Annotated in this window: 8 protein-coding genes, 6 pseudogenes and 1 other annotated feature; of the genes and pseudogenes, 4 read left to right on the top strand and 10 right to left on the bottom strand. The window is 45.1% G+C overall.

The genetic code is table 11. The features are described from left to right. Positions 1 to 182: 182 nt before the first annotated feature. Positions 183 to 617: a protein YgfX gene (locus tag NIT79A3_RS06405; RefSeq protein WP_013965398.1), complete on the bottom strand. Its 435-nt coding sequence runs from the start codon at positions 615 to 617 to the stop codon at positions 183 to 185. Positions 618 to 783: 166 nt separating this feature from the next. On the opposite strand from NIT79A3_RS06405, the gene NIT79A3_RS06400 reads away from it, so the two are divergent. Beyond that, positions 784 to 1,821: a folate-binding protein YgfZ gene (locus NIT79A3_RS06400; RefSeq protein WP_013965397.1), complete on the top strand. Its 1,038-nt coding sequence runs from the start codon at positions 784 to 786 to the stop codon at positions 1,819 to 1,821. Between the two features lie 34 nt (positions 1,822 to 1,855). On the opposite strand, the gene NIT79A3_RS06395 is transcribed toward NIT79A3_RS06400, so the two are convergent. Further along, positions 1,856 to 2,569, bottom strand: a complete 714-nt coding sequence (locus NIT79A3_RS06395) for a DUF502 domain-containing protein (RefSeq protein WP_013965396.1) — start codon at positions 2,567 to 2,569, stop codon at positions 1,856 to 1,858. Between the two features lie 453 nt (positions 2,570 to 3,022). Here NIT79A3_RS06395 and NIT79A3_RS06390 point away from each other — a divergent pair, with 453 nt between their 5' ends. Together NIT79A3_RS06390 and NIT79A3_RS19385 are read left to right on the top strand one after the other, a co-directional pair. Then, complete coding sequence (locus tag NIT79A3_RS06390; RefSeq protein WP_013965395.1) at positions 3,023 to 4,486, top strand: dynamin family protein; 1,464 nt, start codon at positions 3,023 to 3,025, stop codon at positions 4,484 to 4,486. Between the two features lie 172 nt (positions 4,487 to 4,658). After that, positions 4,659 to 5,487, top strand: a pseudogene (locus NIT79A3_RS19385) (IS3 family transposase); the annotation flags it as partial. A 197-nt stretch (positions 5,488 to 5,684) separates the two neighbouring features. Here the strand turns inward: NIT79A3_RS19385 and NIT79A3_RS17770 are convergent. From NIT79A3_RS17770 to NIT79A3_RS19375, 8 genes and pseudogenes are all read right to left on the bottom strand, one after another. Then, positions 5,685 to 6,848 carry a response regulator gene (locus NIT79A3_RS17770; RefSeq protein ID WP_013965394.1) on the bottom strand — a complete coding sequence of 388 codons (1,164 nt, stop codon included), beginning with the start codon at positions 6,846 to 6,848 and terminating at the stop codon, positions 5,685 to 5,687. Between the two features lie 278 nt (positions 6,849 to 7,126). Then, positions 7,127 to 8,164: an IS630 family transposase gene (locus tag NIT79A3_RS06370; protein WP_013965393.1), complete on the bottom strand. Its 1,038-nt coding sequence runs from the start codon at positions 8,162 to 8,164 to the stop codon at positions 7,127 to 7,129. Between the two features lie 109 nt (positions 8,165 to 8,273). Continuing rightward, positions 8,274 to 9,439: pseudogene (locus tag NIT79A3_RS06365) on the bottom strand (IS4 family transposase). Positions 9,440 to 9,649: 210 nt separating this feature from the next. Then, a pseudogene (locus NIT79A3_RS19380) lies at positions 9,650 to 9,811 on the bottom strand (IS110 family transposase); the annotation flags it as partial. Between the two features lie 10 nt (positions 9,812 to 9,821). Further along, positions 9,822 to 10,370 carry an IS630 family transposase gene (locus NIT79A3_RS19075; protein ID WP_348225761.1) on the bottom strand — a complete coding sequence of 183 codons (549 nt, stop codon included), beginning with the start codon at positions 10,368 to 10,370 and terminating at the stop codon, positions 9,822 to 9,824. A gap of 8 nt (positions 10,371 to 10,378) precedes the next feature. Next, positions 10,379 to 10,882, bottom strand: coding sequence for a winged helix-turn-helix domain-containing protein (locus NIT79A3_RS06355; RefSeq protein WP_013964644.1), 504 nt, complete (start codon positions 10,880 to 10,882; stop codon positions 10,379 to 10,381). A 58-nt stretch (positions 10,883 to 10,940) separates the two neighbouring features. Continuing rightward, positions 10,941 to 11,861 (bottom strand): annotated as a pseudogene (locus tag NIT79A3_RS06350) (IS110 family transposase); the annotation flags it as partial. A gap of 298 nt (positions 11,862 to 12,159) precedes the next feature. Beyond that, a pseudogene (locus NIT79A3_RS19375) lies at positions 12,160 to 13,070 on the bottom strand (IS3 family transposase); the annotation flags it as partial. After that, positions 12,676 to 12,792: a sequence feature (AL1L pseudoknot), on the bottom strand. Its footprint overlaps the pseudogene before it by 117 nt. A 99-nt stretch (positions 13,071 to 13,169) precedes the next feature. On the opposite strand from NIT79A3_RS19375, the pseudogene NIT79A3_RS18205 reads away from it, so the two are divergent. Then, a pseudogene (locus tag NIT79A3_RS18205) lies at positions 13,170 to 14,073 on the top strand (IS30 family transposase). Positions 14,074 to 14,104: the final 31 nt, after the last annotated feature.

Raw genomic sequence — 14,104 nt, 5'->3', positions numbered from 1 at the left:
CTCCTTTTTTAGGTTTACAAATAAAAAAACTCCCCTCTTTCTTTAATTAGAATAGCAGAAAATTTTTCTATTGGGTGCAAATTGTTTTTACTGTTTACGTCAGAAAATTCTTCTGATAAATTTCAATCCGGCTCCCACTAAAGTGCATTTGATTAAATAGATTACTCGGCAAGTTATGGTTTTTACATACTATTTTTCCACTTCCAGCGCAACCATACCCGGAGCTGCCTGAATTCTTCCGCATCAATGCCGTCAGGCAATATTACTACGCTACGCGAAAAAAATTTTCCAGCAGGCTTTAGATTCAGTACCGTTAGATATGGTGTAACAAAGGTGCCACCTAATATGCCACAACTCATTGATTCACCCGAACGTGTAGTTAATGTGCATTGCATCTCGCCGGATAACTCAAAATACTCCACAGCATCGTTCGCAGTAAGCAAAGCATCCTGCCGCAAATAATAAATTAAACTGAATACCAGTGCGACAGCGGCAATCGCTTTGATATCCAAAGGCAGCTCCAATAGCCCTAATAAACCTGCCATGGCGAGATGAGCCAGACTGAGGATGGCCGCAAGCCGATAGGAAGGTTTGCGATGGATGATCAAAACAGACATAGCTAAAAATCACTTATCGATCATTAAATGTTTCAGTGGCTAGAAATTCGGACCATCTATCACCCCAGCAAAATCGTATCCAAGTTCATTACTTGTGGCTGGATCTTGATTTTACCCTGACGGGATACCGTATAATTACGCTTATCTATTTATTGACAGTTTATGTATGAATCCAGTCTGGCAAGCCTATCTACGCAAGCAACATGCTGTTATTGAAAATAATTGTGTGATTCATTTTGGCGATAGCACAAGGGAACTTAAAGATACGCAAACAGGGACTGTTATGGCTGATCTTTCCCATTATGGCTTGATTCGGTTTTCCGGAGACGATGCGCCAACATTTTTGCAAAGCCAGGTCAGTTGCGATATCCGCGAAATCAAGCAGCAAAAAGCACAATACGGCAGTTACTGCACCCCAAAAGGACGAGTTCTGGCAAGCTTTTTACTGTATCAACACAACGATAATTATTTTATGCAACTCCCAGCCAGTTTGCGCATTCCGATACAAAAACGTTTATCACTCTATGTCCTGCGTGCCAATGTGCAATTGGGTGATGCGAGCGATACTCTGATTCGAATCGGCATTGCAGGCCAAAATGCTGCAGCGCTGATTGAAGAAATCACTGGATTGTCCTGTACAAATGAACCGCTAGGGGTCATTCATCATGAAAATATCACCATCCTTTTCCTGACTCAGAACCGCATAGAATTGATCGCACCAATCGAAAATGCGTCTACACTTTGGGAACATTTTAGCCAACGTGCAAAGCCCGTTGGTGCCAATTGCTGGGATTGGTTGGATATCCAATCCGGAATTCCAGTAATTTTACCCGAAACCCAGGAAGAGTTTTTGCCACAAATGATCAATTTGGATGCGTTTGGCGGTATCAGTTTCAAGAAAGGCTGTTATCCAGGGCAAGAAATCGTAGCACGCACTCAGTATCTTGGAAAACTCAAGCGCCGCATGTTTCTCGCTCACATACCTGCAGTGGAAGCGGTAAAAGCCGGTGATGAACTATATAGCATTGATATGGATGATCAATCCAGTGGCAACATCGTCAACGCGGCATTATCGCCAAACGGAGGTTTTGATATTTTGGCGGTAATCCAGCAAAGCAGCGTTGATTCATCCCAGATTCGTTGGCAATCGCTGCAAGGACCTGTGTTGCAAATCAAATCACTGCCTTATTCGTTGCCTGCATAAAAAGACATCACAACGCTGACGGTGATTTTTATTCCTATTGTTTCTCCGCTGTCTGTTCTTGCTGCTTCGGTTTATTAGTGAAACGCAAACTTTCAGGTGCATTGGTACCGCCCGTCACAACAAATGTCATTGCCTCTTCGGTCGTCCAGTCCGTTAGTATCACGTCTTCCATTGGCAAGATTTCAATATAACCCGATGTAGGATTAGGCGAAGTCGGCACATAGACTGCAGCCAGCTTTCTTCCATTATCTTCGTCATGCATAATTTTCGTAATAAATCCAACAGCTTTCATTTCCGATGACGGGAAACTGATCAAAACAACCCGTTGTCCGGTAACAGGCGGCTTGCTTATTGTGTGCAAAAAACGTTTGGTGGCGCCATAAATCGTTTGTACTAAAGGCACTCTGGCCAGTATATATTCATAAATACTAATGACTTTCTTGCCAATAACAAAAGATGCCAGCAATCCAATACCATACAAACTAACTACCGTCAGCAGTGCTGCAACCGCATGCTGAAAGTTGGAATCCAGCAGCCAGCTCGCTGTAGTATCTGAAAAGGGGCGAACTGCACGCGCCATTCCTTTTAATAAAGGATCTCCAATACGCGCTAATAAATTTAATAAAAAATCAAACACTAGCCAGGTAACCCATAGTGGCGCTACCGTAAGAAAACCAATAAGTATGTAGCGGCCTACATGAGCCGAGCGCGCTGCGGGCTGCTCTCCATCATTTTTTTGTATCGTCATGCTCTAATGTCATCTCCAACCGAACAGTAAACCTACTTCAATTCTTTTTGTTTAATCAGCGCTTCTTTTCTTCCAGTGAAGAACTACGATCACCTATAATTTTTTTCAATGCTAAACAGGCTATGATAATATTATTTTGTGAAAGACCGGTATAAATATTAGAAATATCATTTACTGGCAAGGCAGCATGGTTCTTGGTAGAATCGCTGGGCTAATTGCTTTAATCTCTAACATAGAGACTAGTAATGAATGTGTTATATCAAATAATATCGCGATATCTGTTTTCAATTGCTTCGAAAAATTTGGTCAATTTGCACTCTTTTTCGTTCAAAGAACAAAATAACCTATTGAAAAACAGCATCGTATTATGCGAACTCAATTATTAAATAAAAAACATCACCCACCCAGCATCTGATTCAGGGTGTACTTCTATTAGAATGAAAAGGGACTGTTATGTCACATAGTTCAACACAAATCAATAAATATCTGAAGAGCTTACAAAAACACTTAGCTGACGAGCATCCAGATAATCCGACTCTGGCTAACGCTGTAAAAAGTTTTAGAAAAATGGATTATGTCGGACATAGTATGGGACTAATCGGTAAAGATGAGTCGTATGCAACTTGTGTGACATGGTGGCCTATGATCGCTGTATTAGGTACATTTTCTGCAGGCAAATCGACATATATCAACTCTTATCTGAATATGCCGCTGCAACGCACAGGAAATCAGGCTGTCGATGATAAATTCACAGTAATCTGCTACAGCCGCCATAATGAGGCAAAAACACTTCCTGGCATAGCACTCGATGCAGATCCGCGTTTTCCTTTTTTTCAGATAAGCCGTAGCATTGAAGAAATCTCTGAAGCTGGACAAGAACGTATTGATGCTTACCTACAACTTAAAACCTGCCCATCTGAGAACATACGCGGAAAAATTCTCATTGATTCCCCTGGTTTCGACGCCGACAACCAGCGTGCATCTACATTACGCTTAACGCAGCACATCATTAATCTATCCGATCTTGTTCTGGTATTTTTTGATGCGCGTCATCCAGAACCGAAAGCCATGCAGGATACTTTGGCTTATCTGGTATCGGCAAGTGTTAATCGCGCAGATGCCAATAAATTTCTTTATATTCTTAACCAGATCGATGTCACTGCACAAGAAGACAACCCTGAAGAGGTTGTCTCAGCCTGGCAGCGCTCGCTGGCTGAAGTAGGCTTAGTCACCGGACGATTCTATCGAATTTATAATCCAAGTGCTGCCGTACCGATTGCCAATCCGAATGTCAGAGAACGTTTCGAGAAAAAACGCGAAGAAGATATGGCTGATATCAATGCGCGCATGCACCAAATAGAAGTAGAACGCTCATACCGTATTGTCGGAAAGCTTGAACAAACAGCAAAAGGTATCAAAAACCAAATTGTCAATAAACTTTCTGATATGTTAAAAAAGTGGAAAAGCAGGGTCATTTTATTTGATGCTATGGCATTTGGCACATTGGCTGTATTAGCTGGTGTGGCTTTAACGATGACCGAATCCTGGAGTCTCTTAACAACATTCCCAGCTGAGTTCATGCAAGGCGATTCAAACACCTTAGCTATAGCTTCATTCTTGGCGATCAGCATTATTTATATTCATTTTTCTATTCGCCGCACTGTTGCCAACAACCTGTTGAAAAAGTTGGCTAATGAAATGGGAAATGAGCATGAAGCATACAAACAATATATGCGGGCATTTAACAAGAGTACCGCTGCTATTCGCCCGATGTTCCTGAAAGGTCCGGCCGGCTGGAATGAAGTTGCACAGCAAACCATTGATGAAATCATTAATGAAGCCAATGATTACATCCAAGCGTTAAATGACCAGTTTACGAATCCTTCAGGAAATGAAGGCGAGAATTCACAAGTTTAAAGTTTTTTATCTGAACAGGCTCATACTGAGCGTCCCCCGAAAAATAGTCTTCCAAATGTGACGTACAATTAACGTTACATTTGTGGGGAAGATGATGAGGAAGATACCGAAGCAGGAATACACGGTAGAGTTCAAGGAACAAGCGGTCAAGCAAGTGAAGATCGGGAAGTAAATTGGTTTGATAGCGAAGGAACTGGGCGGGTTGAACAAACGCTGCGCAACTGGGTGAAGATGGCAGCGGCAGGCAAGCTTACCGTTGCGGCTATTAAGGTTGTTACACTGGAACAAATGGATCTATCTCGGTTACGTGCTGAGAACGTAAGGCTGAAACGGGAGTGTAAAATTCTAAAAAAGCAACGGAAATTTTCCCTCGCCGAGATGTGTGCGATATTAGATGTCAGCGTGAGCGGTTACCGGTCGTGGAAGTGTGGTGGCAAACCGGATCGCAAACAGCCTCACGGATAATCAAATGCTAAGGCTGATCCAATCTATTCATGCCGAACTCAAGGGGATCTACGGTAAGTCCTAGAATGGTCAGAGAATTGCTTGACCGTGGGTTCCCAGCTTCCAAAGAAGCGGGTTGAACGTCTAATGCGAGAAAACGGCATTCGTGCAAGGCACAAGCGGCGCTACAAGGTAACGACGGACTCCAAGCACAATCTGCCGATTGTACCGAATCTGTTGGATCGGAATTTTAACCCGGTCGCGCCTAATCAGGTCTGGACATCAGACATCACTTACCTATGGACAGATGAGGGCTGGCTATATCTGGCTATCGTGCTTGATCTGTTTAACCGTGAAGTGGTTGTGGCTGGTCGCTAAAACCGCACATGACTGCCGACATCGTCACAGATGCGCTAATGATGGCATAGTTTCACAAGAAACCTGTAGCAGGATTGATGTACCACTCAGATCGGGGTAACCAATATGCCCGCAAAGAATTTCAGAGAAAGCTCAAGAAATACAGCATGATCTGCTCAATGAGCCGTAAAGGTAATTTCTAGGATAATGCCCTAACCAAAAGTTGGTTCAATAGCTTCAAGAACGAGCGAGTACATGGACTGCTTTATGAAAAGTGCGTAGAGATGACTGCCATGAGCTTCAAGTTAAATTGGCTGATCACTCAACAGCAGGAAGAACTGATAGCATAAAACTGTTCGCCTATTGGAAGAACAAAAACATAAGGAACCTCAACCACTTAATGGTTTCTAAATGATTCACTTGCTGAAGACTCTAATTGTTGAAAATGTTGTTTAGCGTACGTAAAAAGACTAAATCGATTTTTAATACCCAACTTGCTAAAAATGGACGTTAAGTGATTGCGCAGTGTATGTTCGCTCATACACAATTTAGCTGCTATCTGCTTGTTTTGTTCACCACCAGTTCCATCCGAAAATGCCCTAAGAATCATACATTCTTTACGGGCAAGCATTGTTATTTTCTCAGTACTCGCATCAGGCGAGATCTTTTCACGTATACGTGAATTTTGGAGAAAAATACGACCGGTTGTTATTCGATCAAGCCACAATTCCCCATCATGAATTTTTTCAATAGCTCTGAGTATCGTTTGCATTGATTCGTTCCTGTGCACTACACCTCGTGCACCGCTGAGTACTGCGCGATCAATTACTTCTTTATCATGTGTCTCTGTAAATATCACAACTCGCGTATTCCCATTGCCGGAAAAATCTGAAATATAATTCACGCAATCAATATCATCTAAGTAAATGTTTAGTATAAGAATGTCAGGTTGTTTCTCCATAACGAGCTGCTTGGCATCAGAAATGTTTGTTGCTGTACCAATAACTTCCATTCGTGGTTCGCTTTCTATAAGTTTTTCCAATCCCCAAAGCACAATTTGTTGATCGTCAACCAATAAAACCTTGATAGGCTGCACAGAAAATTGCTTGACAAGATTCTTAGTTTTATCAATACCATAATATTGACAAAAACATGACTCAAAATTAGTGTGATTCTTACCATTGCTATATTTATTAATATTACAACCCATTGCAGTAGCAATTGTCATGGTGCGTTGCACAATCAAATCACTGGCATAGGCAGTAAAATAGATACAAATATTGGTATCATCAGATTGTAAATTTAACCGCTGCGTTAAATAGATTCCATCGCAATCACCCAGCGTCATATCAGTTAGAATAAGATCTGGTTTGTCTTTTTTTACTCTTACTAAAGCTTCTTGGCTTGAAGTACAAACACCAGTGACATCATATTCCCACTCTGCAAGTATATTCTTTAGGATCTCACCAGAAATATATTTATCTACAACAATCAGAACCTTAGCGTCACCCATCCTTTTATGTGAGATTCTCGCAAGCACTTGATCTGTTCTATTGGCCATTTATTTTTACCTTTACCTTTAAACAGTTCTACAATAATCAAACATTAACACCCTAATCTACATTCCTGAATAAGCAAAATGCTTATTTCTAAAAATTGTTAAAGGGAAATCTTGCCAAATATAAATATTCTATGCTTTTTATTCTCTAAAGAGCAATTTCCGACAAAACTTACAGCCTTCTTAGAGTACTTATAATTTATAAATTTGTTTTCGGATTTAATTCACAAAACTTTAAATATTTTATGAATTCTATTGATCCGGCCTGATTTATCCGTGAATCAGGCTGCATACCTGACGCGTTCATCCTGGAAGAATTTTTTCGCGCGCTCTGGTGATTCTTCCAGAACCTGCATGTGCTCGGTTGTCGCGGCTCTCAGCTTGGTCTTGGTGCGTACCGGAACCTTCGTATAAAGTGCTTGCTTCAAGTCAGCGTTAAGTCTCTCTTCGGGGTTGAGTTCCGGGCTATAACTGGGTAGATAAAACAACTCAATTTTTTCCTTATGCTCTTCAACCCACGTTTTGACTGGCTTGCTGTGATGCACGCGCAAGTTATCGAGAATCAGAAACACTTTTCTTCCCGTATCCTTGATCAGTGCATCAAGGAATTCAATTAGCTTGTCAGCGTTGAATCCCTCATCAATGATCATCCAGCGTGTCTTGCCCTGATTGGTGGCGGTGGCGATCATCGACAGCTTGTGCCGTGTGCCGCCCACGGCAAAGGTTACGGGTATTTTACCTGTCGGCGCATAGCACCGACCTCGCACATCGGTATTCACCACCGCCGTTTCATCGCCCCAATGAATCTCGGCGCCTTCCAATTTGGCACGATGTTCTATTTCAGGATATATCTTGTCTAACCATGCTTGCACGGCTTCCGAGCTTCGCTCGTAGGCGCGTCGGATCGGCTTTTGTGGGGTGAATCCCCAGCGTTTGAGATAGTTGCCAACACCGCGAACCGTCAGCTTGATTCCATATTTGCGTTCAATCAATTGCATAACCGCAGCGCGGTTCCACAAGGTAAACTCCATCTTCAATTGTTCGGGGCGCTTGTCGCAGATCATTTTCTGAATTGTACGTTCTTGCGCTTCGCTCAGCATGCGCCCACCGCCGGCCTTCTTGCCGCGCGCGGCAGGCTTGAGCGCTGCTGTGCCAGCAGTTCGATAGCAGTTGATTGCAGTGTTTACCGCGTACCAACTGAGACCACTCTGCTCAACAATTTGCATCACTCGCATCCCTTTCCGGTACAGACGAATAACTTGTTTGCGTCTCTCGTGCAGTACTTCTCGCGACTGCTTGCGGGCATCTTCTTTTTCCATGACCAATATGACACATTTCGCCCCTTAAAGTTCACGGATAATTCGTTCCGGGTCAATAGTTAAGTACAGTTCTCAGATAATCTAATACGAATCATTAGTGTCCGGCAATTTAGTTGAATAAATTCAGTTGATTATAACTTTCTGGCGTATCCATTTGCACCTCGGTATTTTTAACCAATTGATCGATAGGCGTTTTCTCGAAAAGAGTCAGGCTTAAAATCTGCAGAATTGTGTAAAGCGAAGCTTCGGTATTGAGCCGCTTTTTCACGATGGCAACCAAGACATAAACTGATATGGCAATCCATATCTGCGTTTTGACTGCGTTCTCAGTAGTTCCGTAGAATCGCTTGATACGAAGATGTGCTTGATCCACTTGAAGAATAGTTCGACCTGCCAGCGACAACGATAAAGCTGAGCGATGGTCAGCGCAGGTAAGTCGAAGTTGTTGGCTAGAAATACCAGATGTTTGTCGTGTTCTGCATCATAGAACTTGATACGCCGCAGGTGCTGAGGATAATCCTTGCTAGCCTTGGGAGCCCTTAGGGCAATGGTTTAGTCACAGCGCAGTCCGGTGGATTTGTCCACGGAGCGAGAGTAGACGCGGCGAAAAAGCAGATTGGATTTAGCGCGTGTTACAAAAAATGCTTGTGCTTGGTGCATGGTGTACCAGCGAGAAAAATCGGTGAAGCCCCGATCCATGATGTAAAAGCTGCCAGCTTCGGGTGTCAGGATGTCGAACACATTGACCTCGTGCATCTTGCCATCGCTGATATGAATGAAGGTTGGAATATTGCCGCGCAGGTCAAGCAGCGTATGCATCTTAACGGCAGCCTTGGTGGAGCGGAAGCGTGCCCACGGAAAGACGCTCAAGCACAAGTCAATGGTCGTGGTATCGAGTGCGTAGACCGTTTGTTCCAGCTCGACAGCAAAGCTGTCGCTGGCGTAAAGCTTTCTGGCTGTCTGGATCAGGCTCATCGCGAAATCCATGTAGATGCGGCAGTCGCGCTGCTCGTTGGCATCGGCCAGCGTACTCTTGGCGATGTTGCCTCGTATGCCCAAATGGTAGAGCTTGGCTTGGTGGGCGCGCAGACAGGTTTCGATGTCGCGCAGACTCTCGCGGTAAGTCAGTTGTGCGAAAGCCATGCACAGAAACTGATCGAGATGCGAAAAAGTCTTGGTGGGATATTTGGAGGGGTAGCGTTGCACACAGCGACGGAATGTGTGAAGGGGTAAATGCTCTATGAGTTGTGCGAATACCAATTTGCCTGAATTCATGATGAGAAACCACGTAGATAAACTTCCAGTTTCGCAAAAAATTCACTTCCAAATCGGTGACACCCCAAAACATACTATTTTATTCTACAGATCAATCGCTTATACAATCATCTTGGTTAAATTGCCGGACACTACTGAATACGAATAGCAAAGCCGTGTTAGTTAGCAATGATAAACGCCTCAAGAGCGTCCCAGATGCCCTTCTAAGTGTCAAGTGGTAATTTGAGTGCTATTGACAACATTATTTCGTTTTCTCAAAGTGTAATATACCTCTCTTGCAATATAGCGTTTAACACAGCGAAGCGCTTCAAGTTTCGTGTGACCCTGAGTTAATCGTTTTTCGACATACTCTTTAGTTCTGGCATCTGTTCTTATTCCAATTTTATTTTAAAACAGCATTAATAATCCAATCCCATCCGGCAATGCTACGCATAGTTTCCTGGTTTAATTCAAAGCTTTTTAGCGCGCTTTCCAGATGTATCTCAAGCGCATCCAGACTATCGAAGGCGCGGTTATGAAAGAATTTTTCCCGCAATTCATCCCATACATGTTCCTGCGGGTTGAGTTCTGGCGAGTAAGGTGGTAGAAACAGGATTCGCATATTCTCTGCCAATTTCATGGTTTGGCTTTTGTGCCAGCCTGCACCGTCCATCACCATAATGATATTTTCATGCGGGTAACGTGCCGCGATTTCATCCACGAAAAGTTGCATGCAGTCCCCGTTCACCCAGGGCAGGATTAGGGAATCAAATCGCCCATCCAGTGGGCTGACTGCGCCATAAGCGTAGGTGTATTGTTGCGTCAGCATGGCACGTACCATGGGACGATGGGGCTTCTTGTCCCAGCGGTGCCGTACATCGCTGATGCGGCCGAAACGCGCTTCATCCTGAAACATTAGACGCAGCGGGCGCGAGACCGCAAAAGCCGCCACTTCCTCGGTTAGCCGCTCGGGGAGTTTTTTTTCCACGCCTCGCGCGCTGCTGGGTCGGCTTGTGGATGGCTTTTATCCGGGGCCAGTTTGCGCCAGCCATGCCGTGCCAACATTTGGTACAGAGTAGACAAAGCCAGTGGCTTGCCCAGCCTAGCTTCAACCGCCGGTTTCAAGGGCGGAACAATGACCACGCCACCGGTAGCAGCCTCACTCAGCACTTCATCCAGAATCCTGGCTTCCTGCTCCAAACTGGCCTTGGCCCGGTTACGTAATTCGCGTTTGCTGCGCGTGGCTTTCTTTTCCTCTCCCGTCGCTGGATCATACCGGGTACGCATTCTGCAGGTGACACCTACTGAACGGCCAATGGCAAGCGCTGTCTGCTCCAGACTCAAACCTAGCGACAATGGCAGCACTATCGCTTGCGCAGCTCGAAGTTCTGCCGCAGTCTTGGCTTTCTTTAACCGTTCCATCGCTACCTCAAGTTGCTCCGTCCCACTTGCCTTCCGTGCCATGATGGCCTCTACCAAAAATAAAAGCTATATTATTACTGTTTTTATCTGTAATTGGAATTAGTCTCCCTATAGCAATAATATGCAACGCACTGTTAGCCGCTCTATCACCACCACGATTTAACCTGTGCCTATTGACCTTGCCGGATGAGGCAGGAATCGGATTGACACCGCACGATGCTGCAAAGCTTGCTTCAGATTTTAAGCGCTCTGGGTTGTCTCCAACGGTAATGAGTAGTTGTGCTGCAGATTCATATCCGATGGCTTTACCTGCAATCAGCTCAGGAGCGAGTTCATCAACAATGACTGAAATCATCACATCCAAATCCGCAATTTCATCGTGTAACTCCAAATATCGCCGTGCAAGCGATTTCAATGCAATTTTGTATGCAGTCGAAATATCACGATACCCACTCAAATCTGGTCGTCAGGCGGCAAGGGTTCGGATTAATTGCATTCGAGTCATTGTGCGTAGCGATTCGTGAATCGCCTCTGGTGCAGAGATAATATTCATTTGGATCATTTGTAGTGCGATACGACGAGCTGCAATGGCGGTTTTCCTGCATAACTTGAGTACTCGTAACGATTCTACCATGCCATCACGAGCTTTCGGTGTCACGGTGCGTATTCCAGCGAATGCCGCATGTGTTGCATTTTCCGCATCGATTGTGTCGTCTTTGCCACGCTTGCGCCGGTCTGTTTTATCAGGTGCGGTGACTTCTAAAATTTCGATATCAAATTGTTGTAGATACCTTAGCAGACCAGCACCGTAAGTCCCTGTACACTCTACGCCAATACGTTTGACTTCACCAAATGACTGCATCCAATTCAACATTGATTTATAACCGTGTCGCGTTGTTGGAAAAGAATTGTTAGCAATTACTCGGTCGTATGCGTCGACTACGGCTGCGAAATGAAGATCTTTGTGTGTGTCGACTCCTCCGACGATGCCCTGATGATTGGATGATGATGGATTATTCATTTCAGCTCCCCATTTTCGAATAATGTTATTGAATAGGGATTCACCGAAACCGATTGCCGGGACAAGACAGTAAAGAGATAAGCGATCAGGCCCTTCTTGGGTCACAGGCAAAGGTGAGGTGAAACCTCACCGTCAGATGTTGCCAAGTAACCGACAGATCCGAGGAATGACACAAATGATGGTCGATCGCTGTGGGAGTCAGGAAACTTGGTAACCCTAACGGTACCAGAGCTCCAATAATTACTCATTCAATGATTGAGTCAACCCATTATTAAAAACTGGTACACGTATTCTTACTATCACTGTGATGAACCAATCCTGCGGTTTCCCGCCGTGCCCATAGCGCCTGTTCCAATGCATCCAGTATCAGATCCGTTCGTAATGAACGACTCACTCGCCAACCAACAATATACCGGGCAAAAACATCGGTGATAAAAGCCACATAAACAAATCCTGTCCATGTCGCTACAAATGTAATATCCGCCACCCACAGTTGATTGGGCCGAGTTGCTACAAATTGCCGGTTAACCTTGTCCGTTGGCCGGTCAAGCAAATCGTCCGCAATGGTTGTCCAACACTTTTTGCCGCGTCGAACACCTTGCATTCCAAGCTTCTTCATCAACCGTTCGACCGTACAACGAGCAATATCAATACCTTCTCGCAACAATTGCCGCCATACTTTGCGAGCACCATAAACCCGGAAATTGTCTTTCCATACCCACTGTATATCAAGTTCTAGTCTCATATCTCGCTTGATGCGATCAGGCAATCGATCGGGATCTCGCTCGCGCGCTTTGTGTTCGTAATAACTCGACGGGGCAATCTGTATTTGTCTGCTGATTGGCTCGACCCCTTATTCCGCTTTGTTGCTATCGACAAATGTCACCATCATTTCGGTCGGCGGTCGAGCTCCGCCTGCGCGAAATAGGCCGATGCCTTACGTAATATCTCGTTGGCTCGCTTTAATTCCCGATTCTCCTGCTCCAACTCCTTGAGCCGCTCACGATCCGCAGTCGATATGCCGCCTCGAATTCCCTGATCAATCTCTGTTCGTCTTACCCAGGTGCGCAACGTCTCCGCTGTACAGCCAATCTTTGATGCGATGGATTTGATCGCCGACCATTGCGAGTCATGCTCCTTTTGCTGCTCGAATACCAATCTTACCGCTCGTTCTCGTACTTCCGGTGAATAACTGATTTGATTCTTCATCTCTTCCTCCTCTCAAATCATTTTATCTCCAGAAAATCCGGGGCGATTCAGCACAGATGAAGCACTACAAGCAGCTTACCAGTGAGCAACTGATACCAGATTTCTGGCTTGAAGAAGGCAGGTTTGAACCAATCACAAATTGCGGATGAAGTGGGCGTACACAAATCGACGATTTCTCGGGAATTCAGACGGAACAAGGGTCGACGTGGCTGGCATTCCAAGCAGGCTCAGGAATTACGGGACGAGCGTCGAAAGGATTGCACCAATGCACAGTGTCACTCATTGCTGGAGTGGACGGAAGTTGAGCGATTGATTCGACAGGACATGAGTCCGGAACAAGCGTCTCAGCGGCTTGCTCTGGAAGGCGGACTGCCTATCAGTCATGAATGCGATCTACTTGCACATTTATGCAGATAAGCGCCGTGGTGGGGACCTGTGGCGGCACTTACGCTGCCAGAAGCCGCGCAGGAAACGATATGCGAGTGGTCAAGAGCGCCGAGGTACAATCAAGAACCGGGTCGGCATTGACGAACGTCCGGCGATCGTGGAACAGAAGAGGCGCATTGGTCACATTGGCCGAGAGGAAGTCGCGCTACATTCTGGCAGCGTAAGTGCCCAACAAACATGCATCGGGTGTGACGGCGGCAGTTACGCGGCTACTGCGCCCTCATAAAGGCAAGTGCTACACCATGACATCGACAACGGGAAAGAGTTTGCGGAGCATGAAACCATCGCGGCGGAACTCGATGCGGATGTTTATTTCGCCCATCCCTACCATTCATGGGAGCGTGGCTTGAATGAGAACAGCAATGGGCTACTGCGACAGTATTTCCCCAAGGGGATGGAATTGGTTGAGGTTACCCAAGAACAAGTGCAATGGGCGGTGGATAGACTCAACCATCGGCCACGCAAAGTGCTTGGATTCAGAATCCCGTTTGAGGTATTCTTCGGAAAGACGGTTCGCTACACCAAATCACCGTTAGCCGTTGCACTTCGAAATTGAATCCGCGACTTGAATATTTTAACATTTCCGG

The organism is Nitrosomonas sp. Is79A3, from assembly GCF_000219585.1.
Lineage (GTDB): Bacteria > Pseudomonadota > Gammaproteobacteria > Burkholderiales > Nitrosomonadaceae > Nitrosomonas.
Note: the sequence above shows the minus strand (reverse complement) of the source record. Positions and strands in the feature narration are given on the sequence as shown.